Annotated in this window: 28 protein-coding genes and 1 other RNA gene; 23 read left to right on the top strand and 6 right to left on the bottom strand. The window is 67.8% G+C overall.

Translation table 11 applies throughout. The annotated features are described in order from the left end of the window. Positions 1 to 70: 70 nt before the first annotated feature. The gene (locus tag FRZ61_RS19705) at positions 71 to 502 is read right to left on the bottom strand and encodes a class II fructose-bisphosphate aldolase (RefSeq protein WP_151119335.1); all 432 of its coding nucleotides are present in this window, start codon (positions 500 to 502) and stop codon (positions 71 to 73) included. A 135-nt stretch (positions 503 to 637) separates the two neighbouring features. Here FRZ61_RS19705 and FRZ61_RS19700 point away from each other — a divergent pair, with 135 nt between their 5' ends. The 4 genes from FRZ61_RS19700 (at position 638) to FRZ61_RS19685 (ending at position 4,193) form a co-directional block, all read left to right on the top strand. Further along, entirely contained in the window at positions 638 to 1,141 is a 504-nt protein-coding gene (locus FRZ61_RS19700) for an OsmC family protein (RefSeq protein WP_151119334.1), read from the top strand. A 154-nt stretch (positions 1,142 to 1,295) separates the two neighbouring features. Next, on the top strand, positions 1,296 to 3,143 hold the full coding sequence (gene ilvD / locus FRZ61_RS19695) for a dihydroxy-acid dehydratase (RefSeq protein WP_151119333.1): 1,848 nt from the start codon (positions 1,296 to 1,298) through the stop codon (positions 3,141 to 3,143). A 415-nt stretch (positions 3,144 to 3,558) separates the two neighbouring features. Continuing rightward, the gene (locus FRZ61_RS19690) at positions 3,559 to 3,846 is read left to right on the top strand and encodes a toxin-antitoxin system TumE family protein (RefSeq protein ID WP_151119332.1); all 288 of its coding nucleotides are present in this window, start codon (positions 3,559 to 3,561) and stop codon (positions 3,844 to 3,846) included. Beyond that, complete coding sequence (locus FRZ61_RS19685) at positions 3,843 to 4,193, top strand: HVO_A0114 family putative DNA-binding protein (protein ID WP_191909113.1); 351 nt, start codon at positions 3,843 to 3,845, stop codon at positions 4,191 to 4,193. Before FRZ61_RS19690 ends, FRZ61_RS19685 begins: the two co-directional genes overlap by 4 nt. A 38-nt stretch (positions 4,194 to 4,231) precedes the next feature. Here FRZ61_RS19685 and gap read toward each other — a convergent pair whose 3' ends face one another. Then, entirely contained in the window at positions 4,232 to 5,245 is a 1,014-nt protein-coding gene (gap, locus tag FRZ61_RS19680; protein WP_151119331.1) for a type I glyceraldehyde-3-phosphate dehydrogenase, read from the bottom strand. Positions 5,246 to 5,549: 304 nt separating this feature from the next. Continuing rightward, positions 5,550 to 7,499 (bottom strand): transketolase, encoded by a 1,950-nt coding sequence (gene tkt, locus FRZ61_RS19675; RefSeq protein ID WP_225308909.1) that lies wholly within the window; start codon positions 7,497 to 7,499, stop codon positions 5,550 to 5,552. 389 nt (positions 7,500 to 7,888) lie between these two features. Here tkt and FRZ61_RS19670 point away from each other — a divergent pair, with 389 nt between their 5' ends. From FRZ61_RS19670 to FRZ61_RS19650, 5 genes are all read left to right on the top strand, one after another. After that, positions 7,889 to 8,113 carry a hypothetical protein gene (locus FRZ61_RS19670; RefSeq protein ID WP_151119329.1) on the top strand — a complete coding sequence of 75 codons (225 nt, stop codon included), beginning with the start codon at positions 7,889 to 7,891 and terminating at the stop codon, positions 8,111 to 8,113. Between the two features lie 208 nt (positions 8,114 to 8,321). Further along, entirely contained in the window at positions 8,322 to 8,642 is a 321-nt protein-coding gene (locus FRZ61_RS19665; RefSeq protein ID WP_151119328.1) for a cell division protein ZapA, read from the top strand. A gap of 14 nt (positions 8,643 to 8,656) precedes the next feature. Next, positions 8,657 to 8,816, top strand: a non-coding RNA gene (gene ssrS / locus FRZ61_RS19660) — 6S RNA. Between the two features lie 106 nt (positions 8,817 to 8,922). Next, positions 8,923 to 9,531, top strand: a complete 609-nt coding sequence (locus FRZ61_RS19655) for a 5-formyltetrahydrofolate cyclo-ligase (RefSeq protein ID WP_151119327.1) — start codon at positions 8,923 to 8,925, stop codon at positions 9,529 to 9,531. Between the two features lie 28 nt (positions 9,532 to 9,559). Continuing rightward, positions 9,560 to 10,369, top strand: coding sequence for a TIGR00282 family metallophosphoesterase (locus FRZ61_RS19650; RefSeq protein WP_151119326.1), 810 nt, complete (start codon positions 9,560 to 9,562; stop codon positions 10,367 to 10,369). A 44-nt stretch (positions 10,370 to 10,413) separates the two neighbouring features. Here the strand turns inward: FRZ61_RS19650 and FRZ61_RS19645 are convergent, their stop codons facing one another. Then, entirely contained in the window at positions 10,414 to 10,797 is a 384-nt protein-coding gene (locus FRZ61_RS19645) for a hypothetical protein (protein ID WP_191909112.1), read from the bottom strand. A gap of 252 nt (positions 10,798 to 11,049) precedes the next feature. Beyond that, entirely contained in the window at positions 11,050 to 11,322 is a 273-nt protein-coding gene (locus FRZ61_RS19640) for a hypothetical protein (RefSeq protein ID WP_151119324.1), read from the bottom strand. A 263-nt stretch (positions 11,323 to 11,585) separates the two neighbouring features. On the opposite strand from FRZ61_RS19640, the gene FRZ61_RS19635 reads away from it, so the two are divergent. The 14 genes from FRZ61_RS19635 to folP all read left to right on the top strand — a co-directional run bounded on the left by FRZ61_RS19635 (position 11,586) and on the right by folP (position 24,701). Next, on the top strand, positions 11,586 to 12,335 hold the full coding sequence (locus tag FRZ61_RS19635; RefSeq protein ID WP_151119323.1) for a YebC/PmpR family DNA-binding transcriptional regulator: 750 nt from the start codon (positions 11,586 to 11,588) through the stop codon (positions 12,333 to 12,335). Positions 12,336 to 12,425: 90 nt separating this feature from the next. Next, positions 12,426 to 12,911: a crossover junction endodeoxyribonuclease RuvC gene (gene ruvC / locus FRZ61_RS19630; protein WP_263641739.1), complete on the top strand. Its 486-nt coding sequence runs from the start codon at positions 12,426 to 12,428 to the stop codon at positions 12,909 to 12,911. Next, positions 12,908 to 13,522, top strand: a complete 615-nt coding sequence (gene ruvA, locus FRZ61_RS19625; RefSeq protein ID WP_151119321.1) for a Holliday junction branch migration protein RuvA — start codon at positions 12,908 to 12,910, stop codon at positions 13,520 to 13,522. The genes ruvC and ruvA overlap by 4 nt, the downstream gene beginning before the upstream one ends. After that, entirely contained in the window at positions 13,519 to 14,574 is a 1,056-nt protein-coding gene (ruvB, locus tag FRZ61_RS19620) for a Holliday junction branch migration DNA helicase RuvB (protein WP_151119320.1), read from the top strand. The genes ruvA and ruvB overlap by 4 nt, the downstream gene beginning before the upstream one ends. Then, entirely contained in the window at positions 14,567 to 15,013 is a 447-nt protein-coding gene (gene ybgC, locus FRZ61_RS19615; RefSeq protein WP_318526346.1) for a tol-pal system-associated acyl-CoA thioesterase, read from the top strand. The genes ruvB and ybgC overlap by 8 nt, the downstream gene beginning before the upstream one ends. A 2-nt stretch (positions 15,014 to 15,015) precedes the next feature. Next, positions 15,016 to 15,747, top strand: a complete 732-nt coding sequence (tolQ, locus tag FRZ61_RS19610) for a protein TolQ (protein ID WP_151119319.1) — start codon at positions 15,016 to 15,018, stop codon at positions 15,745 to 15,747. Beyond that, entirely contained in the window at positions 15,748 to 16,230 is a 483-nt protein-coding gene (gene tolR / locus FRZ61_RS19605; protein ID WP_151119318.1) for a protein TolR, read from the top strand. Further along, a complete protein-coding gene (locus tag FRZ61_RS19600; RefSeq protein WP_151119317.1) occupies positions 16,220 to 17,137 on the top strand; it encodes an energy transducer TonB in 918 nt (305 codons plus the stop codon). The genes tolR and FRZ61_RS19600 overlap by 11 nt, the downstream gene beginning before the upstream one ends. Beyond that, complete coding sequence (gene tolB / locus FRZ61_RS19595; RefSeq protein ID WP_151119316.1) at positions 17,134 to 18,471, top strand: Tol-Pal system beta propeller repeat protein TolB; 1,338 nt, start codon at positions 17,134 to 17,136, stop codon at positions 18,469 to 18,471. The genes FRZ61_RS19600 and tolB overlap by 4 nt, the downstream gene beginning before the upstream one ends. A gap of 221 nt (positions 18,472 to 18,692) precedes the next feature. Next, positions 18,693 to 19,199: a peptidoglycan-associated lipoprotein Pal gene (pal, locus tag FRZ61_RS19590; protein WP_151119315.1), complete on the top strand. Its 507-nt coding sequence runs from the start codon at positions 18,693 to 18,695 to the stop codon at positions 19,197 to 19,199. A 182-nt stretch (positions 19,200 to 19,381) separates the two neighbouring features. Further along, positions 19,382 to 20,332, top strand: coding sequence for a tol-pal system protein YbgF (gene ybgF, locus FRZ61_RS19585; RefSeq protein ID WP_151119314.1), 951 nt, complete (start codon positions 19,382 to 19,384; stop codon positions 20,330 to 20,332). A gap of 118 nt (positions 20,333 to 20,450) precedes the next feature. Then, entirely contained in the window at positions 20,451 to 21,494 is a 1,044-nt protein-coding gene (tilS, locus tag FRZ61_RS19580) for a tRNA lysidine(34) synthetase TilS (protein ID WP_191909111.1), read from the top strand. Positions 21,495 to 21,596: 102 nt separating this feature from the next. Beyond that, complete coding sequence (ftsH, locus tag FRZ61_RS19575) at positions 21,597 to 23,534, top strand: ATP-dependent zinc metalloprotease FtsH (RefSeq protein WP_151119312.1); 1,938 nt, start codon at positions 21,597 to 21,599, stop codon at positions 23,532 to 23,534. A gap of 111 nt (positions 23,535 to 23,645) precedes the next feature. Next, positions 23,646 to 24,701 carry a dihydropteroate synthase gene (gene folP, locus FRZ61_RS19570; protein ID WP_225308908.1) on the top strand — a complete coding sequence of 352 codons (1,056 nt, stop codon included), beginning with the start codon at positions 23,646 to 23,648 and terminating at the stop codon, positions 24,699 to 24,701. A gap of 19 nt (positions 24,702 to 24,720) precedes the next feature. Here folP and FRZ61_RS19565 read toward each other — a convergent pair whose 3' ends face one another. Beyond that, the gene (locus tag FRZ61_RS19565) at positions 24,721 to 25,683 is read right to left on the bottom strand and encodes an alpha/beta fold hydrolase (protein ID WP_407657844.1); all 963 of its coding nucleotides are present in this window, start codon (positions 25,681 to 25,683) and stop codon (positions 24,721 to 24,723) included. Positions 25,684 to 25,705: the final 22 nt, after the last annotated feature.

Raw genomic sequence — 25,705 nt, 5'->3', positions numbered from 1 at the left:
GAATCGGGCGGAAACTGAAGCGAAAGTCAGGCTTTCGCGGGGGCCGTCATAGCCGAGCGAGGCCGCTTTTTCAATTCCCGCCCAACCATTGACGCAAGGCGTCCGAGGGGCTGCGGACCCTGGCCAGCTCCAGGGCCGGGGGCCGTTTGCGCAGCAGGGTCGCGCGGTAAGAGGTTGCGATATCCGCCAGTTTCGCCGCGATCCGAGCGCTGCCGGTGAAGAGGATGGCGTCCGTGCCGTCGCGCAACGCCGCCTGGGCGAGGTCGGCGCGGTCGGCGCAGTCGAGCAGCATGCGGCATTTGGCGCCGGGCGCCGTTTTTGCGGCTTCCTTCGCGACCGCGACCAGCCAGCCGGGCCCGAGCCAGAGCGCCGCCGCGTCGGGGCTGAGCAATGTCACAGGACGCTTCAGCGCGCGCGCCACCTCGAGCGTCACCGTGGCATCGTCGAGATGGCGCACGAGAACGGCGGGGGGCAGCGGGGAGGGCGGTTTGGACACCGTCATGACAAGGCGCATGCTAGCAGAGCCGGGACCGAGCGCGCGCCGGCCCGCGACGCTCGCGATGCCGTGGTTCGATTCGATGGCGGCGGGTGCCGAACCGTCGCTAAATGGCAGACCTTATTCCTTGGAGGATGTCCCATGCGCGCAGAGGAACTGAAGGCGATCCAGGCGCCGATCAAGGAGCGCTATCGCGAGGCGCCCGAGGCGGCGGTGATCACGCTCAAGGCCGTGGGCCGGCTCGACGAGCTGGGTATCGCCTGCAAGGTCGAGACCGGCCGCGGCCTGGTCGAGGCGGGCCTCCATCCCGCGACCGGCGGCACGGGGCTTCAGGCCTGCTCGGGCGACATGCTGCTCGAGGCGCTGGCGGCCTGCGCCGGCGTCACGCTCAAGGCGGTGGCGACAGCGCTCGGGATCGAGATCCGCGGCGGCTCGGTCAGGGTCGAAGGCGATCTCGATTTCCGCGGTACGCTCGGCGTCTCGAAGGAGGCGCCGGTGGGCTTCCGTGCGATCCGCGTCGCCTTCGCGCTCGACAGCGATGCGGACGAGGAGAAGCTCGCGACGCTGATGAAGCTCACCGAGCGCTACTGCGTCGTCTATCAGACCCTGCGCACCCCGCCCGCGATCGAGATCCGGCGCGCCTGACCCGTTCCGCTTGGCGGCAATGTCCCTTCAGCCCTTCTGTCTGAAGGGATTTTAACCAGAACTGCCTTGCGACCGGAGCATGGCTCGCGGGCATCGGCCCCTTGATCAGGCGGCCGATCGGGCGGACATTGCGGCCGTCCCAAAGGAGTTCCCCATGCCCGCTTATCGGTCCCGCACCACCACCCATGGCCGCAACATGGCCGGCGCCCGCGGTCTCTGGCGCGCCACCGGCATGAAGGACGAGGATTTCGGCAAGCCGATCATCGCCATCGCCAATTCCTTCACCCAGTTCGTGCCGGGCCATGTGCATCTGCGCGATCTCGGCAAGATCGTCGCCGCCGAGATCGAGAAGGCGGGCGCCGTCGCGCGCGAGTTCCACTCGATCGCGGTCGATGACGGCATCGCCATGGGCCATGACGGCATGCTCTACAGCCTGCCCTCGCGCGACCTGATCGCGGACAGCGTCGAATACATGGTCAACGCGCATTGCGCCGACGCGCTGGTCTGCATCTCGAATTGCGACAAGATCACGCCCGGCATGCTGATGGCGGCCCTCCGTCTCAACATCCCGACCGTGTTCGTCTCGGGCGGCCCGATGGAAGCCGGCAAGGCGACGATCGATCACCAGGCCCGCTCGCTCGATCTGGTCGATGCCATGGTCGCCGCCGCCGATCGCCGCGTCTCCGACACGGAGCTGCAGGTGGTGGAGCGCTCCGCCTGCCCGACCTGCGGCTCCTGCTCGGGCATGTTCACGGCGAACTCGATGAACTGCCTGGTCGAGGCGCTGGGGCTGGGGCTTCCGGGCAACGGCTCGGTGCTGGCGACCCACGCGGATCGCCGCAAGCTCTTCTGCGACGTGGGGCCGCTGATCGTCGAGATCACGCGGCGCTATTACGAGGCGGATGATGACAGCGTCCTGCCGCGCTCGATCGCGACCTTCGAGGCCTTCGAGAACGCCATGACGCTCGACATCGCCATGGGCGGCTCGACCAACACCGTGCTCCATCTCCTGGCCGCGGCCCACGAGGCGGAGGTCGATTTCACCATGCGCGACATCGACCGGCTGTCGCGCCGCGTGCCCCATCTCTGCAAGGTGGCGCCCTCGACGCCCAACGTGCATCTGGAGGATGTCCATCGCGCGGGCGGCGTGATGGCGATCCTGGGCGAGCTCGACCGGGCCGGGCTGCTGCATAACGAGGTCGGCATGGTCCATGCGTTGTCGCTGTCGGAGGCGCTCGAGCGCTGGGACGTGCGGCGCAGCCAGGACCCCGCGGTGCTCGAGTTCTATCGCGCGGCCCCGGGCAATGTGCGCACCATCGAGCCCTTCAGCCAGAACAAGCGCTATGCGCAGCTCGATCTCGATCGCGCCAAGGGCGCCATCCGCGACCTCGGCCATGCCTACAGCGCCGATGGGGGCTTGGCCGTGCTCTACGGCAACATCGCGAAGGAAGGCTGCATCGTGAAGACGGCCGGCGTCGATGCCTCGGCGCTGACCTTCACCGGTCCCGCCCGCGTGTTCGAGAGCCAGGATGCGGCGGTCGCGGGCATCCTCGGCGACCAGATCAAGGCCGGCGACGTGGTCGTCATCCGCTACGAGGGCCCGCGTGGCGGGCCCGGCATGCAGGAGATGCTCTACCCGACCAGCTATCTCAAGGCGAAGGGTCTCGGCAAATCCTGCGCGCTCGTCACCGACGGCCGCTTCTCGGGCGGCACCTCGGGCCTCTCGATCGGCCATGTCTCGCCCGAAGCGGCCGAGGGCGGCCTGATCGGGCTGGTGCAGGAGGGCGACCGGATTTCGATCGACATTCCCAACCGGAAGATCGACCTGCTCGTGCCGGAAGCGGAGCTCGCGAAGCGGCGCGCGGCGATGGACGCCAAGGGCTGGCAACCGGCGCAGCCGCGCGAGCGCCGGGTCTCGACGGCGCTGCGCGCTTACGCGGCGCTCGCCACCAGCGCCTCGCGTGGTGCGGTGCGCGATCTCTCCTCGCTCGGCAAGCGCTAGAGCCGCTGTCCGATCAAGAGGGATGAGACCGCGCTCGAGGCCGCGGTCGGGGATGACGTCGCTGTTCCGCTTCGCCCCCGGCCGGCTCTGGATCGGGAGGCGCAGGGCAATATCCGCTTGACATTGTTCCCTTTTTGTTCTAGATACAACAACATCGCGAGGGCCCCGAGCGCGCCCGTCGTAACCATCGTCAGGCGCTTGATATTGGCCTGATAGGCCCCTGTTCCGAGCCTGTTTTTCGAGCGCCCCATAAACCAACTATTGTTTGAAAAACGACTTTATTCCAATGGTTTGGGAAATCCTGACGCTGGCGGAATCTTGCAAACCCCCTGTTCTCAGGCGAATCCGTAAACTTATACCATCCATTATGGCTATTGATACCATATGGTAATTAATACCATAATCGGCTCCTGAAGTGAGGGCCGATCTGCTCTTTCACCAGCGCATCGATTACGACGACGGTGCGATCGTGGAGATGGTGTTATGGCGCGTGCCGTCGCCGGTGCCGCCGTCCGTCCATGGGCTGAAATATTCGCTGTTCTACGGCCGGCCGGGCGTTCGGGAGGTGGGTTACGACAACGAACGCGGCAAAGGCGATCATCGGCATTTTCAGGGCGTAGAGACCGCCTATGCGTTCACCAGCGTCGAACAGCTGGTGGCTGATTTCTGGTCCGACATACGGACCTTGCGAGGCAGCAAATGAGCAAGGTGAAGATCACGGTCGGCGGGGCGATGGAGGAAGACGCTTCACGGCGGTTCGTGAATGCTTGGCACAGAGCTGAACGCGGGGAGGCCTTTCATGAGCGCCATCTCGCGTTCGAGAGTTGGGATGCTCTCGCCCGCGTCATGACAGGCAAGCGGATGGAGTTGCTGCGCTACGTCCGTCGGCACAAGGTGAGCAGCGTGCGAGCGCTGGCGAAGGCGCTGGGGCGCGACTACAGCAACGTCCACGCGGACGTTCAGGCGCTCGCGGCGGCAGGACTTCTCGATATCTCCGATGGCGGCGTGCAGGCTGATTACGACGTGATCGAAACCAGAATCGCGATCTGAGATCGCGAACCGTCATCGTTGGGCGTGGCCTGCCGGCCTCACCCCAGCTTGCCCATCGCGACGGCGGTGTCGCTCATGCGATTGGAGAAACCCCACTCGTTGTCGTACCAGGAGAGGACGCGCACGAAGCGGCCCTCGATCACCTGGGTCTGCTTGAGGTCGAAGGTCGAGCTCGCGGGATTGTGGTTGAAGTCCGAGCTCACCAGCGGCTGGTCGTTGGTGGCGAGGATGCCCTTGAGCGGGCCGTTGCCGTGGGCCGCGTCCATGATCGCTTTGTTGACCGCCTCGACCGAGGTTTCCTTGGCGGTGGTGAACTTGAAATCGACCAGCGAGACGTTGGGCGTGGGCACGCGGATCGAGGTGCCGTCGAGCTTGCCGTTGAGCTCCGGCAGCACGAGGCCCACGGCCTTGGCCGCGCCCGTCGTGGTCGGGATCATGGAGAGGGCGGCGGCACGGGCGCGGTGGAGATCCTTGTGCAGCGTGTCGAGCACCGGCTGGTCGCCGGTATAGCTGTGGATCGTGGTCATGAAGCCGCGCTCGATGCCGATCGCCTTGTGCAGCACGGCCGCGACCGGCGCCAGGCAGTTCGTGGTGCAGGAGGCGTTGGAGACGATCTTGTGGCCTGCCTGCAGCTTGTCGTGGTTGACGCCATAGACGACGGTGAGATCGGCGCCGGTGGCCGGGGCCGAGATCAGCACGCGCTTGGCGCCGGCCTCGAGATGCTTCGAGGCTGCTTCCTTGCTGGTGAAGATGCCGGTGCATTCGAGCGCGATGTCGACGCCGAGCTTGGACCAGGGCAGCTTCGCCGGATCGCGTTCGGCGGTCACGGTCATCCAGCCGCGACCGGCATCGATGGCGCCTTCCTTGGCCTTCACCTCGCCCGGGAAGCGGCCATGGACGGTGTCGTAGCGCAGCAGATGCGCGTTGGTCTCGACCGGGCCCAGATCGTTGAGGGCGACGACCTCGATATCCTTGCGGCCGCTCTCGAGGACGGCGCGCAGCACCAGCCGGCCGATCCGGCCGAACCCGTTGATGGCGACGCGAACGGTCATGGTGAACTCCTTATGTTGAGTCTTCTTCGATGAAGCCGATGGAACGGGGGCGCGGATGCGGCCCCCTGTCTTTTTCGCCGTCCCTTGCCGGGGTTGGCCGTCGCTCTTGTCGTCATCCCCGCGAAAGCGGGGATCCAACTCAAAGCCTGGTGATCTGGATCAGGATGGATCCCCGCTTTCGCGGGGATGACGGATGGAGTGAACGTGCCTCCCTCAAGGATACGGGGATGACGAACGAGTGAGTGGATGAGAAAGAGTGAAGGTGCCTGCCCTCGAGGATGTGGGGGAGAAAAGGACCTTGCTTCTAGAGCCGCGCCTTCGCCGCCTTCACGGCCGCGTCGGCGGTGATGCCGAAATGCTTGTAGAGGTCGCCGGCGGGAGCCGACGCGCCGAAGCCCGTCATGCCGATCACGGCGCCGCGCGGGCCGACATAGCGTTCCCAGCCGAACACCGAGGCCGCCTCGATCGCGACGCGCACCGCGGTCGCGCCCAGCACCTCCTCGCGGTAGGAAGCGGGCTGGCGGTCGAACAGTTCCCAGGACGGCATGGAGACGACGGCGGCGCCGATCCCGTCGGCCTCGAGCCGGGCCCGGGCCTCGACGGCCAGCGCGACCTCGGAGCCGGTGGCGATCAGCGTCACCTGGCGCGGCAGGTGAGAGTCCTGCAGCACATAGCCGCCGCGCGCGCTGCGGTTCTCGGCGGTGTGGGCGGTGCGCACGGTCGGCACCGCCTGGCGCGTCAGGGCCAGGACCGACGGCGTGTGGCGCTCGGCCAGCGCCAGGGCCCAGCATTCCGCGGTCTCGACTGTGTCGCAGGGACGGAAGACCAGCAGGTTCGGGATCGCGCGCAGGCTCGCCAGATGCTCGACCGGCTGGTGCGTGGGGCCGTCCTCGCCCAGCCCGATCGAATCATGCGTCATCACATAGACGACCCGCTGGCCCATCAGCGCCGAGAGGCGGATCGAGGGCCGGCAATAATCGGTGAAGACCAGGAAGGTGCCGCCATAGGGCGCGAAGCCGCCATGCAGCGCGATGCCGTTCATCGCCGCCGCCATGCCATGCTCGCGCACGCCCCAGTAGACGTAGCGGCCGCCATAGTTCTGCGCCGTCACCGGCGCCATGTCCTTGGCCTTGGTGTTGTTGGAGCCGGTGAGATCGGCCGAGCCGCCCAGGAGCTCGGGCATCACCGGCGACAGCGCCTCGAGCACGCGCTGCGAGGACTGGCGGGTGGCGAGCTTCGGCGCCTCGGCCGAGACCGCCTTCTTGGCGGCCTCGATGGTGGCGGCGAATTGCGCCGGCAGCTCGCCCGCCTGGCGGCGATCGAACTCGGCGCGGTCCTTATGGGCGGCGTGGCGCTGCGTCCAGGCCTGGTAGGCCTCGCTTCCGCGCGATCCCGCCTGGCGCCAGGACTGGAGGATGGTCTCGGGCACCGTGAAGGGCGGGAAGGACCAGCCGAGCTTCTCGCGGGCGCCAGCCACTTCGTCGGCGCCGAGAGGCGCGCCGTGCGTCGCCGCGGTGCCGGCCTTCTTCGGCGCGCCGAAGCCGATCACGGTCTTGCAGGCGATCAGCGTGGGACGGTCGCTGGTGCGTGCCGCCTCGATCGCGGCGGCGACCGCCTCCGGATCGTGGCCGTCGACCGAGGCCGTGGCCCAGCCGCTGGCCTTGAAGCGGCCGATCTGGTCGTCGGAGACCGCGAGCGAGGTCGGTCCGTCGATCGAGATGCTGTTGTCGTCGAAGAGGACGATCAGCTTGCCAAGCTTGAGATGGCCCGCGAGCGAGATCGCCTCGTGACTGATGCCTTCCATCAGGCAACCATCGCCCGCGATCACATAGGTGTAATGATCGACGAGGTCGGCGCCGAAGCGGGCGGCGGCCATGCGCTCGGCGAGCGCCATGCCGACCGCGTTGCCCAGGCCCTGGCCCAAGGGACCGGTCGTGGTCTCGATGCCGGCGGCATGACCATATTCGGGATGGCCCGCCGTGCGGCTGCCGAGCTGGCGGAAGCGGCGCAGCTCGTCGAGCGTCATGTCGGCGAAGCCCGTCAGATGCAGCAGGCTGTAGAGCAGCATCGAGCCGTGGCCGGCCGACAGCACGAAGCGGTCGCGGTCGGGCCAGTGCGGATGGGCGGCGTCGAACTTCAGGAACCGGCTCCAGAGCACCGTGGCGACATCGGCCATGCCCATCGGCATGCCGGGATGGCCGGAGGCGGCCTTCTCCACGGCGTCCATCGCCAGGGCGCGGATGGCATTGGCCATGTCGCGAGGGCTGGCCTTGTAGCTGGGATGGGCGAGGGAAGGGGAGGCGAGGGAAGCCGGAGCGACGGAGGAGGAGGGGGGCACAGCCGTGTCCATAATGGGATATCGCCAACGGGTGGAAGCGGGGCTTCTGCGGGCCGCCGGCACGATCGAAGGGCCTGGCTTGGGCGGCGCGCCCGGAACATGCCGCCCGTCCGACCTTGCGTCAACCCTGGGAGCCCCTTCGGGAATGCGGCGCAGGGATGCGAGGCGGGCGCTCGGGAGGGGCGGCGTTGACGCGGCAATCCGCCGCCCCCTATGCTCCCGAGTGAAGAACGGATCGGAAGCCATTTTTCCGGCTGGGTTGCCGACCGATCCGGCTGTTCGGGAACGGTTCCGGGATCGACCGCATGACCAAGCTCGCGCAGGCGCTGGATCATCTCGACGTCGCGTTGCAACGGCTGGAGCACGCGATCGATTCGCGCGAGCGCCTGACCCAGGCCGACCGCAGCCAGCTCGAATCGGAGCTGCAGGCGCTCCGCGCCGCCTATCAGGCGCTGCAGGGCGAGGCCCGCAGCGTCTATAGCCGCATCGACCAGGTCATCGCGCGGCTGAAAGCCGCCGTCGAAGTCTGACGACATTCGATGACTCCGTCAGCCTCCATCGGCCATCCCCTCATTGTCATCCCCGCGAAAGCGGGGATCCAAGCCGACGCTTGGCGATCTGGGTCAGGATGGATCCCCGTTTTCGCGGGGATGACGAAGGAATGTGGCCCTTGCGCCTCGTGCCGGTGGCCAGCTCCCGTCGATATCTCGATTTCTTCGCAGTAAGGAAAGGACGCTCATGGCGACCGTGACGCTTTCGCTCAACGGACGGCCTTACGAGATCGCCTGCGACGACGGGCAGGAGGAACGGCTGCAGACGCTGGGCATCGATCTCGATCGCCGGGTCTCCGAGATGGCGCGCCGCCTGGGGCCGGTCGCCGACAACCGGCTGCTCGCCATGGCGGCGCTGGTCATCGCCGACGAGCTCGCAACGGCCCGCGCGGCCGCCGACGCCTCGGTGCAGCGCGCGGCCGAGCGGGATGCCGCGGCGGCGGCGGATGCGGTCGAGGCCATGGCGCGGCGCATGGACGCCATTGCGACGAGGCTCTCGGCACCCTAAGTTCTCAGGCCGGACGGGCGCTGCGCGGTGCGACAGAGCTACGTATCCCTGGGGCCAATGATTATTCTCTTGGGAGCTGTCCCTGGTTGGGTCTAGGCCCAATTACACGGCGCCCACCTGCTGAGAGCAGGCCGCAAGAGGATAGAAACGCTCACCGGCCATCGTGGCCCCGTCCGACCTTCTCGACGCTCATGGCATATCCCCCGGCTGCAACCGCCCGGCCTCCTTCGCGACACCGGGACGAGTCCGGCCGCGATCCTGCGACGCGGGCGCCTTGAGCATGGCCACCGAAAGCCCGAATCCCGACCGCCTGGCCGACGCCAAGCGCGCGCTGCGCGCGCTCGCGACCGAGCGGCGGCGGCAATTGGCGGCCACGATCGGGCCCGCGGCGGCGGGTGCCGCCGCTGCAGAGCATTTCCTTGCGGCCTGCCGGCCCAAGCCCGGCACCGTGGTCGCCGGCTACTGGCCGCTCGAGGGCGAGTTCGATCCGCGGCCGTTGATGGAACGGCTGGTGGAGCTCGGCCATCCGGTGGGCCTGCCGGTGGTGATCGGCCGCGACCAGCCCTTGCAGTTCCGTGACTGGCGGCCCGGCATCGCCCTGGTGCCCGGGCCCTTCCGCGTGCCGACCTGCCCGCCCGACGCCTTGCTCCTCGAGCCGCAGCTCCTGCTGGTGCCGATGCTGGCCTTCGACCGCGAGGGCTATCGTCTGGGCTATGGCGGCGGTTTCTACGACCGTACCCTGGAGAAGCTGCGGGCGCGGGCGGGGGCGCTCGCGGTCGGCACGGCCTTCGACGGGCAGGAGGTCGCCCATGTGCCGCATGCGGATTTCGACCAGCCGCTCGACTGGGTCGTCACCGAGCGGCGGGCGCAGCGTGTCGGGGCGAACTGAAGGCGCGAATTGAGGTGGCGGTGACGGCATGAGGATCCTGCTTCTGGGCGATATCGTGGGGCGCGCCGGCCGCGAGGCGGTGGCGGAGCGGATGCCCGCGATCCGCGAGCGCCTGGCGCTCGATTTCGTGGTGGCCAACGGCGAGAACGCGGCCGGCGGCTTCGGCATCACCGAGCGCATCCTGTCGGAGCTGACCCGGTCCGGCGTCGATGTCGTCACCACCGGCAACCATGTCTGGGACCAGAAGGAGACGGCCGCCTTCATCGACCGCGCGCCGCGCCTGCTGCGGCCCGTGAACTTCCCCAAGGACACGCCGGGGCGCGGGCATGCCCTCTACGAGGCGCCCCGCGGCCGCAAGGTGCTGGTCGCCAACCTGATGGGCCGGCTTTTCATGGATCCGCTCGACGATCCCTTCGCCGCCGGCGAGGCGATCCTGGCCGAGACGGGCCTCGGTCGCGGCGCGGATGCGGTTCTGTTCGATTTCCACGCCGAGGCGACCAGCGAGAAGATGGCCTTCGGCCACGCCTTCGACGGCCGCGTCTCGGCGGTGGTCGGCACGCACACCCATGTGCCCACGGCGGACGCGATGCTGCTGGAGAAGGGCACGGCCTACCTGACCGATGCCGGCATGTGCGGCGATTATGATTCCGTGATCGGCATGCAGAAGACGCTCCCCATCCAGCGCTTCGTGCGCAAGATGCCGACCGAGCGGCTGACGGCGGCCGAAGGACCCGCGACGGTCTGCGGGCTCTTCGTCGAGACGGACGATGCGACGGGGCTCGCGAAGCGCTGCGCGCCGCTCAGGGTAGGAGGGAAGCTGGCGGAGAGCTGGCCCTAAGCCGGGCGACCCGCCCTATCCGGGGGGCGAGAGCGAGGGGGGCGTCAGAATGCTGTTGGGGCGATGGTGAAGACCATGTTGATGAAACCAATACGGTACTTTTTGGTTTCGCCGTTCTTCAGGTTCACGGCGATTTCTTGCATCAGACCCGATGTGTCGCCGCAGGAGAAACTGCTGACAGGGCGTATGCTGAAGATGTGCTCACCAGGAGGCACATAGATCGTGATCATTTGCGAAACGTCGAAATTGGCAATGAGCTGGCTGTCTACATAGAAGTTCACATAGCAGAAGCTTCCGCCATAGCCGCCGTCTCTGATGACAACGACAGTTGCGTAATCGCCCTGAGGCTCGGTCTGATAGGCGGCCGCCTGAATTGGTACCGGGTTCTTAGGCGGCTCGGTCGCACAACCAGCCAAAAACACAGCCAAGGCTATTGCGAAACATGCCCGCACGGTGCGTCCTTAGGTTGATTTTTTAGGATAGTTGCACCCGGATTTGATGTCTATCGTCAATCGACATGCGCTTCGTCAAATCCACGGTGCCGTTTCGCTTCGAGTAGGAAGGGGGCCGTGAACCTGCGTCGCGGCGCCATCCTCTCGAAGCGGAAATCTATCTTTCGACGGGTGTCGCTGGATTGGGTTGGATCCCCGCTTTCGCGAGGATGACGAGGAGGGGCGCCCTTAAACCGGTTTCGCAGTCAGGATCGCGCGGCCGACCTCGCGTTCGATGGTGGCGGCGCGGGTGGTGAGGTCGTCGGCGATGCGCTTGGAGGCGGCGAGCGCCGGCGTGCCGGTCTCGGCCAGGGCGAGGCAGGCATCGAGCGCGCTCAGGCCCGCTTCCGAGACCATCTCGGTCACGCGCTGCGCGACTCGGCCCAGCTCGGCAACGTCGCTGCCGTGGCGCTTCAATGCCTTCTCCAGATCGGGAAGGATCGGATCCGTGAGCTGCGCCATGAAGCCTCTCCTCGAAAGACGCGGGGCCGAGTTTGGGTGCGCGAAGGTTAACAAGCGCTGAAACCGGTCTGGGTGGCAAAGCTCGGACACGGGGCCCCCGAGTCGCGGCCTCTCTAGCCCTTGGGAAGCCTAGGAAATCCTGCTAGAAGGCGGCCCCATTCTTGCCATATTGACGGACTACCTCTGCGCCGATAAGGCGAATGAGCCCCACAAAATATGGTAGGGTATCGCTAACTCCCCCTCAGCATGTGGATTTTGAGGCTATGGCCGGCCATTCGCAATTCAAGAACATCATGGTCCGCAAGGGCGCCCAGGACGCCCGGCGCGGCAAGCTCTTTACCAAGCTCATCCGGGAACTGACGACGGCGGCCCGCAACGGGCTGCCCGACCCGGCGGCCAACCCGCGCCTGCGCTCGGCCATCACCGCCGCCCGCAACGCCAACATGCCCAAGGACACGATCGAGCGCGCGATCAAGCGCGGCAGCGGCGGCGGGGCCGACGCGAATTTCGAGGAGATCCGTTACGAGGGCTACGGTCCCGGCGGGGTCGCCATCATCGTCGAGGCGCTGACCGACAACCGCAACCGTACCGCCTCCGAGATCCGCTCGGTCTTCGCCAAGGGCGGCGGGAACATGGGCGAGACCAACAGCGTCTCCTTCATGTTCGGGCGCAAGGGCACGATCCGCTTCCCGCTCGCGGTCGCCACGCCCGACGCCATGTTCGAGGCGGCGCTGGAGGCGGGGGCCGAGAATGTCGAGAGCGACGAGGGCGGCCATACCGTCACGACCCAGACCGAGGATTTCGCGCAGGTGCGCGATGCGCTCGAAGCCAAGTTCGGCGTGCCGGAGTTCGCGAAGCTGACCTGGCAGCCGCAGAACACGGTGCCGGTCGACGAGACCGCGGCCGAGACGCTGCTGAAGCTGATCGAAGCGCTCGAGGACAATGACGACGTCCAGACCGTCTTCGCCAATTACGAAATCGCCGACGATGTCCTGGCGCGTCTGTCGGCCTGAGAGCGCCGACAGCCACGCGCCGGATCGATCCGTCCGGAAAGAAGGACACGGGACAAGAGGTTTATGCGGCTCCTGGGGCTAGATCCCGGATTGCGCCATACCGGCTGGGGCGTGATCGAGGTGCGGGGCAACCGCCTCTCGCATGTCGCCGACGGCGCCGTCCATTCGGACGGCGCCCGGCCGATGGCGGAGCGCCTGGTGCAGCTCCATGAGGGACTGACGCAGATCATCGATCGCTACCGGCCCGACGCCGCCGCGGTCGAGGAGACGTTCGTCAACAAGAACGCGAGCTCGACCTTGAAGCTCGGATTGGCGCGCGGCGTGGCGCTGCTGGTGCCGGCGCTGGCCGGCATCCCGGTCGCCGAATATTCCACCAACCTCGTCAAGAAGTCGGTGGTGGGCGCGGGCCATGCCGAGAAGCAGCAGATCCAGCGCATGGTGAAGCTCTTGCTGCCGGGCTGCCTGATCGAAAGCCCCGACGCGGCCGACGCGCTGGCGGTGGCCATCTGCCATGCCCATCACGCCAACACGCTCGATCGCTGGCAGGCACCCGTCGCGGCGGAGGCGCGCCGATGATCGCCAAGCTCAGCGGCCTGGTCGATCAGGTCGGCGGCGACAGCGCCGTGATCGACGTCAACGGCGTGGGCTATCTCGTCTTCGCCTCGAGCCGCACGCTGGGCGGCCTCGCGCGCACCGGCGAGCGCGCGAGCCTCCTGATCGAGACCCATGTGCGCGAGGACCATATCCATCTCTACGGCTTCGCGACGGCGGCCGAGCGCGACTGGTTCCGTCTGCTGACGACGGTGCAGGGCGTGGGCGCCAAGGTCGGGCTCTCCCTTCTGAGCGCGCTGTCGCCGGAGGAGCTGCTGCAGGCGGTGCTGGCGCAGGACAAGACCGCGCTCACCCGCGCCGGCGGCGTCGGCCCGAAGCTGGCGCAGCGCATCGTGACCGAGCTCAAGGACAAGGCGGGCGGCATCGCGCTCGGTACGCCTTTGGCGGGCCTCGCCAGTGCCGCCGCCGAGACGGAGGCCCCCGGCCCCATGGCTGACGCCGTGTCGGCCCTGGTCAATCTCGGCTACCGCCCGCAGGAGGCGCTGGGCGCCGTCTCCAGCGCGGCGCGCGCGCTGGGCGCCAAGGCCTCGGCCGAGGCGCTGATCCGCGCCGGGCTTAAGGAGCTCAGCCATTGAGCGAGACGCGCGTCATCCAGCCGGAGCGCCGCGGCGAGGACCAGGCCGAATCGAGCCTCCGGCCGCTGACGCTCGACGAGTTCGTCGGGCAGAAGCAGTTGCGCGAGAACCTGCGCATCTTCATCACGGCGGCACGCGGCCGCGCCGAGGCGCTCGACCATGTGCTGCTGTTCGGGCCGCCGGGCCTGGGCAAGACCACGCTGGCGCAGATCGTGGCGCGCGAGCTGGGCGTGGGATTCCGTGCGACCTCGGGTCCCGTGATCGCGCGCGCGGGCGATCTCGCGGCACTCCTCACCAACCTGCAGCCGCGCGACGTGCTCTTCATCGACGAGATCCATCGCCTCAACCCCGCGGTCGAGGAGATCCTCTATCCGGCGATGGAGGATCAGCAGCTCGATCTCATCATCGGCGAGGGACCGGCCGCGCGCTCGGTCCGGATCGACCTGCCGCCCTTCACGCTGGTGGGCGCCACCACGCGCTCCGGCCTCATCACCACGCCCTTGCGCGAGCGCTTCGGCATTCCGCTGCGGCTGCAGTTCTATGCGGCCGACGAGCTCGAGGCGATCGTGCGCCGCGGTGCCGGGCTCCTCGGCATGAACCTGACGCCTAAGGGTGCGGCCGAGATCGCGCGGCGCGCGCGCGGCACGCCGCGCATCGCCGGGCGCCTGCTCAGGCGGGTGCGCGATTTCGCGGCGGTGGCGGGACGCGACGAGGTCGACGAGAAGGCGGCCGACGCCGCGCTCAACCGGCTCGAGGTGGACGGGCTGGGGCTCGATTCCATGGACCGGCGCTATCTGCGCTGCATCGCCGAGAACTATGCGGGCGGGCCGGTGGGCGTCGAGACGCTGGCGGCGGCACTCTCCGAACAGCGCGACGTGATCGAGGAGGTGATCGAGCCCTTCCTGATCCAGCGCGGCCTCCTTCAGCGCACCCCGCGCGGGCGCATGCTGACCGGCAACGGCTACCGTCATCTGGGCTTGCCGGAGCCGGAGCGCAGCGGCCAGCTCGATCTGATCCAGCCGGTCGACCCGACGGAGGTTCCGGTTGATTGAGCGCGAAGCCTCCGGCGCCGCCATCCATCGCTGGCCGATCCGCGTCTATTACGAGGACACGGATGCCGGCGGGATCGTCTATTACGCCAACTATCTGAAATTCGCCGAGCGCGCGCGCACCGAGATGATGCGCGAGCTCGGCACCAGCCATTCCGAGATGACCCGGACCGAAGAGCTGAGCTTTGCCGTGGCGCGCTGCGAGGTGGACTACCTCAAGTCGGCGCGGCTCGACGATCTGCTCGAGGTCCGGACCCGTGTTGTCGAGGTGGGGGGAGCCACGCTCGATGCCCTTCAGGTGATCCGCCGCAACGAGGACGACGTCGCACGCCTCAAGGTCCGGCTCGCCTGCCTCAACCGCGACGGCCGGCCGAAGCGGATTCCCGCCGTGGTGCGTGCCGCGCTTGCCCGTTTCCAGCAATCCGAAAAGCGAGTCGATTAGAGATGGAGAACGCCGCTGTTGATGCCGCCAACCTAGCCGGTTCGGCGCCGCCCGCCGATCTGACGATCATCGGCCTGTTCATGCAGGCCGACATCATCGTCAAGGTCGTGATCCTGATCCTGCTGCTGGCCTCCTTCTGGACCTGGGCCATCATCTTCGACAAGGTGATCCGCATCCGTAGGCTCACCGGCCAGGCCGACAAGTTCGAGGAATCCTTCTGGTCCGGCGGCTCGCTCGAGGAGCTGTTCGACCGCATCTCGAACCGCCCGCCCGATCCGATGTCGGCGATCTTCGTCGCCGCCATGCGCGAGTGGCGCCGTTCCGCGGCAAAGGGCCTGCTCGGCACCGACCAGCTCCGCACCAGCCTCCAGGACCGCATCGAGCGCGTCATGGACATCACGCTGGGCCGCGAGATGGAGCAACTCGAGCGCCATCTGATCTATCTCGCCTCGGTCGGCTCCTCCGCCCCCTTCATCGGCCTGTTCGGCACGGTCTGGGGCATCATGAACAGCTTCGCCTCGATCGCGGCGGCGAAGAACACCACGCTGGCCGTGGTGGCGCCCGGCATCGCCGAGGCGCTGTTCGCGACGGCCCTGGGCCTCGTGGCCGCGATCCCCGCCGTGCTCGCCTACAACAAGCTTTCGGGCGACATCAGCCGCTACGGCCACCGCCTCGAGGCCTTCTCGGGCGAGTTCGGCGCGATCCTGTCCCGCCAGCTCGAGGAGAAGCGCTAGATGGCCGGCGCGATTGTCGCCGCCCCGAAGCGGCGCTCGCGCCGTCGCGGCGGTGGCCGCGGCGGAAGCTGGCGGCCGATGGCGGAGATCAACGTGACGCCGATGGTCGACGTCATGCTGGTGCTGCTGGTGATCTTCATGATCACGGCGCCGCTGCTCACCTCCGGCATCCCGGTCAACCTGCCGCAGACCAAGGCCGAAGCGCTCAGCGAGCCGACCGAGCCCCTGGTCGTCACGGTGAATGGCGAGGGCAAGATCTACCTGCAAGAGACCGAGGTGCCGATGGAATCGCTGGTGGCGCGGCTCCAGGCGATCACCGCCAACAAGCCCGACACCAAGATCTATGTGCGCGGCGACAAGGCCATCAATTACGGCCGCGTGATGGAGGTGATGGGGCTGGTGAAGAGCGCAGGCTTCACCCAGGTGGCCCTCATCGTCGAGCAGCCGGCCGAGACCCAGACGGGAACGCAGATTGGCAATTGACCGTTCCATGAGGCGCGGCGCGCTTCTGAGCGTGGCGTTCCACGCCGCCATTCTGGCGGCGATCTATTTTGGCTTGCCCGACTGGATCGAGCCTGAGGAGATTCCCACACCCGTGCCGGTGCAGCTCGCCACCATCGCGGATATCACCACGCCGCCCAAGCAGGAGCAGCCCAACCCGACCCCGACGCCGGTCGAGAAGCCGAAACCGCCGGAGCCCGAGCCCACGCCCCCGCCGCCGCAACCCCAGGCGGAGACGCCGCCGCCCGAGCCGCCGCCGCCGACCCCGCCGGAACCCGAGCCCGAGCCGGCACCGCCGCCGCCCGAGCCGGTGCCGGACGAGACGATGCCCGAGCCCAAGCCGGCCGAAGAGCAGCCGGTGCAGGAACCCGAGCCGCCGAAGATCCTGCCGCAGCAGAAGCCCAAGCCGCCGCAGCAGAAGCCGGCCGAACAGCCCAAGCCGCAGGAGGATGCGCTGGCCTCGCTCCTGAAGAACGTGGAGAAGCTCAAGGAGGAGCCCGACCAGACGCAGACGCAACCGCAGCCGACGCAGCAGCCGGCCCAGCCGCAGCCGCAGCAGAACCTGTCGGACGCGCCGCTGACGATCAGCGAGATCGACGAGATCAGGCGTCAGCTCGCGCAATGCTGGAACATTCCGGCCGGCGCGCGCGACGCGGAGAATCTCGCGGTCGAGATCCGGGTCATGTTCAACCCGGACGGCTCGGTTGCGCGCGCGGAGATCGTCGACACCTCGCGCATGGCCTCCGACACCTTTTATCGAACTGCCGCGGAAAGTGCCTATCGTGCCGTGCTGACCTGCAGCCCGCTGCAGCGGATGCCCGTGAAGAAATACAACACCTGGAAGATTGTGACGCTGAACTTCGATCCCAAGGAGATGTTGGGCCAATGAATCCGCTCTTTAAGCTCGGCCGGCACGCGGCCTTGACGATCCTCCTGCTCGCGATCGCGGCTGGAATCGCGGTCACGCGCGCCTCGGCGCAGGAAGGCCTGCGGATCGACATCACGCAGGGCACGATGAAGCCGATGCCGATCGCCGTGACCGATCTCTACGGCGCCAACCCGAACGACCAGACCACGGGCGCCAACATCTCGCGCGTGATCGCGGCCGATCTCGAACGCTCGGGCCTGTTCAAGCCGATCGATGCGAAGGCCTTCATCCAGACGCCGGAATCGCTCCGGGTGCAGCCGCGCTTCGGCGACTGGCGCGTGATCAACGCGCAGGCGCTGGTCTCGGGCGGCGCCGAGACGCAGGCCGACGGCAGGCTCCGGGTCGAGTTCCGCCTCTGGGACGTCTATGGCGAGCAGCAGATGACGGGCCTCGCCTATTTCACCCAGCCCGAGAACTGGCGTCGCGTCGCCCATATCATCGCCGACGCGATCTACAAGCGGCTCACCGGCGAGGACGGCTATTTCGATTCCCGCATCGTCTATGTCGCGGAATCGGGTCCCTACGACCGGCGCGTGAAGCGGCTCGCGATCATGGACCAGGACGGCGAGAACCATCGTTACCTCACCGACGGCAGCTACATCGTGCTGACGCCGCGCTTCTCGCCCTCGACGCAGGAGATCACCTATCTCTCCTACTACAACAACCGGCCGCGCGTTTATCTCTTCAACATCGACACCGGCCAGCAGGAGGTGCTCGGCGACTTCCCGGGCATGACCTTCGCGCCGCGCTTCGCGCCCGACGGCAATCGCGTCATCATGAGCATGGCGCAGAACGGCAACACCGAGATCTACACGATGGATCTGCGCACGCGGAAGGTGACGCGGCTCACCAACAACCCCGCGATCGACACCTCGCCGAGCTACGCGCCCGACGGCAGCATGATCACCTTCAACTCCGACCGCGGCGGCTCGCAGCAGATCTACACGATGAACGCCGACGGCTCGAACGTGCAGCGCATCAGCCACGGCCAGGGCAAATACGGCACGCCGGTCTGGTCGCCGCGAGGCGATCTCATCGCCTTCACCCGGATTTCGGGCGGCACCTTCTATATCGGCGTGATGCGTCCCGACGGTTCGGGAGAGCGCATGTTGACGCAGGGGTACCTGGTCGAGGGGCCGACCTGGTCTCCCAACGGACGCGTGCTCTCCTTCTTCCGGGAGTCCGAGCAGGGGCAGCCCAAGCTCTATACGATTGATCTGACTGGCACGAACGAGCGCCAGCTCATCACCCCGCTGGACGCCTCCGACCCCGCCTGGTCACCGCTGATTCCTTGATCAATCGCTAAAATGGGTGAACAGTTTGAGACAAATGCCGACGCAGGCTCGCTTGATTCCCCTTCCGGCACTCTTTATATATTGCGGCCGCGAAATGGCCGGCTGGTGCTGATTCGGAAGGGAAAATTGCCGTCTGGAAGCGCCAACTCACATGAAGCAAAAAGACCACATCAGGCTCAGATAAGCGTTCCCCCCGGGACTGGCGAAGAAAGGGCTACCCCATGAAGTTCAAGATTCTGACGGCGGCTGCCGCAGCTCTGCTGCTGGCCGCCTGCTCCTCGACTCCCGAGCAGAGCTCGGCGACGGATGGCAGCAGCACGACGGGCACCTCGACCACGAACTCGGCCACCGCGAACACGGTGACGCCGGGCACGTTGCAGGACTTCGTGCAGAATGTCGGCGACCGCGTGTTCTTTAGCTATGACCGCTACGACCTGACGCCCGAGGCGCAGGCCACCCTGCAGAAGCAGGCCGCCTGGCTGAAGTCCTACCCGCAGGCGACGGTTGTGGTCGAGGGTCACTGCGACGAGCGCGGCACCCGCGAATACAACCTGGCGCTCGGCGAGCGCCGCGCGGCCTCGGTCGCGAACTACCTGGTCGCGCTCGGCATCGACGCGAACCGGATCCAGACCATCAGCTACGGCAAGGAGCGCCCGGCGGTGGATGGTCATGACGAGACCGCCTGGGCCCAGAACCGCCGCGGCGTGACGGTTCCGAACGTCCAGTAACAAGAGTGCCGGCCCCGCGGCTCCCTTGGAACCGCAGGCGCACCCGGTGCGTTGTTGATTGATCGGTCAGCCGGCCAGGGGGATCCCCTTGGCCGGCTGTGCCTTATTTTGGTCCATAAAACCGGGCATCGTCCGGCCCCATCGGACAGGCGAGACCCGACGAGAAGCTGAGGAACCGCGCGATGCAGGGGTTCGAAAGGGTGAACGACCGCAAGACAGCCTCCGGTTCCAGGGCCGGCGCCTGGGTTATGGCGGCCGGTCTGATGCTGGCGGTCCCGGTGCTGCTGCAGGCCCCGGAGGCTCGGGCTCAGGACAGCGCCTCCGTGCTCGCCCAGCAGGAGGTCCGCATCCAGCAGCTCGAGCAGCAGATCAGCGACCTCACCGGCAAGCTCGAGGATGCCAACTTCCAGATCAAGCAGCTCAGCGACCGCCTCGACCGGATGCAGAAGGACAACGAGATGCGCCTGTCGACGCTGGAGCATGGCGGCTCGGCCCTGCCGCCGGCGGGCGCCGGCACCGGTGCTGCGGCGACGGCCGGCGCCACCGCTTCCTCCGCGCCGGCGACGCAGACCGCGACGACGACCGGCGGTGCGGCGACCCCGCCGCCCCAGCCGAGCGGCTCCGGCATCCTGGGAACCCTGACCCAGAGCCAGATGGAAGCCGCGCAGAACAGCCAGCCGGCCCCCTCGACGACGGCGCCGGCGGCGACCCAGACCGCCACGGCGACGGCCTACGACCTGCCCGGCGCCACGCCGCAGGAACAGTACGAATATGCGTTCGGCCTGCTGCGCACCGCCAACTATCCCGAGGCCGAGAAGGCCTTCAGCGCCTTCGTGCAGAAGAACCCGACCGACGTGCTCGCCGGCAATGCGCAATACTGGCTGGGCGAGACCTATTACGTGCGCGGCGACTATCAGAAAGCCGCCGTCGCCTTCGCCGAGGGCTTCCAGAAATACCCCAACAGCGGCAAGGCGGCCGACAACCTGCTGAAGCTCGGCATGTCGCTGGGCGAGATGGGCAAGAAGCAGGATGCCTGCACCGCGCTGTCGCAGCTCCTCGCCAAATATCCGGGCGCGCCGGAGGACCTCCTGGTCCGCGCCAAGCGCGAGAAGGAACATTACGGCTGCGCCTGAGGCGCGGGCGCCCGGGAGGCGGGACTTGGTCTCGCGTCCGAAAGCCCGTAAACGCGCTCGAGACCCAAGCGCCCGGCGGCCGGCAAGGCCGTTGGGCGCTTCGGCGTTTGCGAGGGCGATGCGGGCGCTGGGCCCGTTCGAGCGGGCGCCCGAGCTCGCCGTCGCCGTTTCCGGCGGCTCGGACAGCCTGGCGCTGACGCTGCTCGCCGCCCGCTGGGCCGAGGCGCATGGCGGCCGGATCGTTGCCATCACCGTCGATCACGGGCTGCGGCCCGAGGCGGCCGCGGAGGCGCGGCAGGTCAAGCGCTGGCTGGGCGAGCGCGGCGTCCGCCATGTCACCTTGCGCTGGCGCGGGCCCAAGCCCGTGAACGGCCTGCCGGCCGCGGCGCGCCGGGCGCGCTACGCGCTGCTTGCGGACTATTGCCGGCGCCATGCCCTGCTGCATCTGCTCCTGGCCCACCAGGCCGAGGATCTGGCCGAGACCTTCCTGATCCGTCTCGGCCATGGCAGCGGCCTGGTCGGACTCGCCGCCATGGCGCCGGTCGCGGAATTCGACGGCGTGCGGCTGCTGCGCCCTCTGCTCGGCGTCGGCCGCGCCGCGCTGCGTGCGACTTTGCGCGCCGAAAGCCAGGGCTGGATCGAGGATCCGACCAATCAGGACATGAGCTTCGAGCGCGCCCGCCTCAGGGCCCGATTGCCGCAATTGCAGGCGCAGGGCATCGACGGCGCCGAGGCCGCCGCCACCGCCCGCGCCCTGGGCCGCGCCCGCGCTCGTCTCGAGGACCGGATCGCCGCTCTCTTCGCCCATGTCCGTCTCGATCCCGCGGGCGAGGCCCGCTTCCCCCGCGCGCTGATCCTCGACCAGCCGCGGCCTCTGGCGCTCCAGGCGCTGGCCTGGCTGCTGCAGACCGTCGGATCGCAGGACTATCCGCCGCGCGGCGAGGCGCTGGAGCGGCTCCTGGCCTGGATCCAGGCGGGGCCGGGCCGCGGGCGCACGCTCGCCGGCTGCCGGATTCAGGCGGCCAACGGCTGGCTGAGAGTCTGGCCGGAAGGACAGGAAATGCCGGGCGGGCGGGCCGCGAGGCAAGGCGGCCGGAACCCGCGACCGATTCGCTGGCTGCCTCGCAGGCCTTTGATCCCGGGCCGGTTTGCGGTTGTTTAATTCCCGGGGGACATTATCTAAAGTGGGACCAGCCGGCAGGGACTTTGGGCCCTGACCCCGTGCGTAAGGTGCGAGCTCAACCCGTGGCTACGGTATAAGCCCTTGAATCTCACGAAAAACTTCGCGCTTTGGATCATCATTGCGCTGCTCCTGATCGCGCTCTTCAACCTGTTCGATGGCACGACCAATCGCGGGCCTCAGAGCGATATCGCCTATTCGGAATTCCTGACCGAGGTGGCCAACGGCCGGATCGCGGATGTGACGATCCAGGGCCAGACCATTTCCGGGCATTTCTCGGGCGATGGCCGCGCCTTCCAGACCTATGCGCCGAACGATCCGAACCTGGTGTCGGACCTCACCAATAAGGGCGTGAAGATCACGGCCGCGCCGATCGACGAGGGCGTGCACCCGCTGCTCCAGATCCTGATTTCCTGGTTCCCGATGCTGCTGCTGGTCGGCGTCTGGATCTTCTTCATGCGCCAGATGCAGGCGGGCGGCGGCAAGGCCATGGGCTTCGGCAAGTCGCGCGCGCGCCTCCTGACCGAGAAGGTCGGCCGCGTCACCTTCGAGGACGTCGCCGGCATCGACGAGGCCAAGCTCGAGCTGCAGGAAGTCGTGGAGTTCCTCAAGGACCCGCAGAAGTTCCAGCGCCTGGGCGGCAAGATTCCGAAAGGCGTGCTGCTGGTGGGTCCCCCGGGCACCGGCAAGACGCTGCTCGCCCGCGCCATCGCCGGCGAGGCCAACGTCCCCTTCTTCACGATCTCGGGCTCCGACTTCGTCGAGATGTTCGTGGGCGTGGGTGCCTCCCGCGTGCGCGACATGTTCGAGCAGGGCAAGAAGAACGCGCCCTGCATCATCTTCATCGACGAGATCGACGCGGTCGGCCGCCATCGCGGCGCCGGCCTCGGCGGCGGCAATGACGAGCGCGAGCAGACCCTGAACCAGCTGCTGGTCGAGATGGACGGCTTCGAGGCGAACGAGGGCGTGATCCTCATCGCCGCGACCAACCGCCCGGACGTGCTCGACCCGGCGCTGCTGCGCCCGGGCCGCTTCGACCGCCAGGTCGTGGTGCCGAACCCGGACATCCTGGGCCGCGAGCAGATCCTGAAAGTCCATATGCGCAAGGTGCCGCTGGCGCCCGACGTCGATCCGCGCACGATCGCGCGCGGCACGCCGGGCTTCTCCGGCGCCGACCTCTCGAACCTGGTGAACGAGGCGGCGCTCTTGGCCGCCCGGCGCTCCAAGCGCGTCGTCACCATGGCCGAGTTCGAGGCCGCCAAGGACAAGGTCATGATGGGCGCGGAACGCCGCTCCATGGTCATGACCGAGAAGGACAAGGAAGAGACCGCCTATCACGAGGCCGGCCACGCGCTGGTGGGCCTGTTCGTGCCGGGCAACGATCCCCTGCATAAGGTGACGATCATCCCGCGCGGCCGCGCGCTCGGCGTGACGATGAACCTGCCCGAGACCGACCGCTACAGCCTCAAGTTCCGCGAGATCGTGGCGAAGCTCGCCATGATGTTCGGCGGCCGCATGGCCGAGGAGCTGATCTACGGGCCCGAGAACGTCTCGACCGGCGCCAGCAACGACATCCAGCAGGCGACCAATCTGGCCCGCCGGATGGTGACGGAATGGGGCATGAGCGAGAAGCTCGGCCGGCTGCGCTATGTCGACAACCAGGAAGAGGTCTTCCTGGGCCATTCGGTCACGCGCAGCCAGACCATCTCCGGCGCCACCGCCAAGCTGATCGACGAGGAGATCCGTCGCATCATCGAGGAGGCGGAGCTCAAGGCGCGCACCATCCTCTCGGAACATATCGAGGATCTGCATCGGATCGCGAAGGCGCTCCTCGAGTACGAGACGCTGAGTGGCGACGAGGTGAAGGCGCTCTTGCGCGGTGAGCCGATCCGCGTCGGCGGCGAGGACAGCTCCGGCCCCGTGCCGCCGCGTTCCTCGGTGCCCACCAGCGGCACGCCGGCCCGTGGCGACAGCGGCCGTCCGCGGCCCGGCTTCGAGCCCGAGCCCCAGCCCGGCGCCTGACGCCGTTCCATGGCGGGTGCTTCCCGCAAAGGCGGGACGCGCGCGTCCCCGCCTCGACGCCCATCCGGTTCCCGAGCCGGCGATCCCGCGAAGGATCGCCGGCTCTATCTTTTGCCGGAGGGGCTGCTGTCGGGCGAGGCCGCGTGGGCCGCGGTCAAGGCCGGCCGGGCCCTGCCGCTGGCGGGCGGACCGCTTGCCTTTACCCAGATCGAGCTCATCCAGCGCGATGCGCGCAAGCGCGCGGCAGCGGGCTTCGCCGCGCCTGACTTCGAGCGTTCCCTCAGGCGCCAGCCGGCTGCGATGCGCCGGCGTCTCGAGGCGCTCCTGGATCGGCTGACGGCCAGGCGGCCGCGCTTCGCGGGGCTCGCGATGGACCGGCCGAGGATCATGGGGATCATCAACGTCACGCCCGACAGCTTCTCGGACGGCGGACAGTTCCTCGATGCGGGCCGCGCGATCGAACATGGCCGCAGGCTGGTCGAAGCCGGTGCCGGGATCCTCGATATTGGCGGGGAATCCACCCGGCCCGGCGCCGAGCCCGTCAGCGCCGCCGAAGAAATCCGACGCGTGGTGCCGGTGATCCAGGGGTTGCATAAATCCGGCGCCGTGATTTCGATCGATACGCGCCATTCGAGCGTGATGGCGGCGGCGGTGGAGGCGGGGGCCTCGATCATCAACGACGTGACGGCGTTGACAGGCGATCCCGAAAGCCTCGGCGTCGCGGCCCGAAGCAGGGCGGGCGTCGTGCTCATGCACATGCAGGGGGAGCCGCGCACGATGCAGGCGAACCCGCGCTATCGCGAGGCGGCGCTCGATCTCTATGACTATTTCGCCGCGCAGATCGAAACGGCCGAAACGGCCGGCCTGCCGCGCCGGCGGATCGCGATCGATCCGGGCATCGGCTTCGGCAAATCGGTCGCCCATAACCAGGACATTCTCCACCGCTTGGCGCTGCTGCAGGGGCTGGGCTGCCCCGTGCTGCTCGGGGTCTCGCGCAAGAGCTTCATCGCCAAGCTCAGCCGCGGCGAGGATGCGAGCCATCGCCTTGCGGGCTCGCTGGCGGCCGCCCTCTGGGGCCTCCGCACGGGCGCGCAGATGATCCGCGTCCATGACGTCGCCGAAACGGCCCAGGCGGTTGCCGTGTGGCAGGCCCTGGCGTCGCCATGACGCCCAGGGGTCGAGAAGCTCAACTCAGCCAGCGACGAACCTGTTTCGCGAGGAAGGCGGCGTCCTCGGGATTCTGCAGCGGATTGCCGGCGCGGTGGCCCCATTTGCTGGGAATGACGCGCAGTTCGGCCTGCTTCAGACAAGGCAGTTCGGCTTCGTTGTCCGCGACCCTGAAATAGAGATCGGTCTCGCCGGGAAGCAGAAGAACCGCTGCCCGGATCCGGCGTAACGCGGCGGCGAGATCCTGCCCCGCGGCGACATCGCCCGCATGCCAGGTGCAAAGCTGGGCATGGAGATTGGCCGCGGACCGCCGGGCGAAACGGTCTTCCCAGTTGACGCGGAGAAATTCCTCCAGGCTCGCGGCCTGGAAGGCCGAGAGATGCAGGCCGGCCCGGTAGAAATCCTGGCTCAGGCCCCAGCCGGCATAGATGCGCCCGAAGGCCCGCAGCGTGGCGATGGGCTCGGCCGAGAACCGTCCGGCAACGAGATGCTCCGGGGCGGTTTCCAGAACGGCCCTCAGACCGGACAGGAAGACGCGGTTATGCTCCGAGGTGCGGGCGCTGCCGCACACGACGATGATCCGGTCGACGGCCTCCGGATGGCGGGCGGCCCAGTGATAGGCCTGCTGAGCGCCCATCGAGTATCCGTAGACGCAGGCGATTCGCGAGATGCCGAACCGCCCGGCCAGGAATTTCATCTGGGCGTCGACATTGTCCTGATAGGTGACCAGCGGCGGCCAGTCCGGCCGGTTGGAGGGACTGCTGGAAAAGCCGTTGCCGAACAGGTTCGGCGTCACGATGAACCAGCGGGTCGGATCGAGCACCTTGCCCGGGCCGATGAGCCATTCCTGGTCCGTATGACCGATCCCGAAGCTGGTGGGATAGAGGATCACGTTGTCGAGGCTCGGGCTCAGGCTGCCATAGGTCTTCCAGCTGAGGACGGCATCCTGCAGAACGCCGCCCGCCACCGGCAGATCGCCCAAGGAAAACGTCCCGGTCTCTTCC

This window comes from Hypericibacter adhaerens (genome assembly GCF_008728835.1).
GTDB lineage: Bacteria > Pseudomonadota > Alphaproteobacteria > Dongiales > Dongiaceae > Hypericibacter > Hypericibacter adhaerens.
The sequence above is the reverse complement of the archived record's forward strand: the minus strand, read 5'-3'. Positions and strand labels throughout refer to the sequence as shown.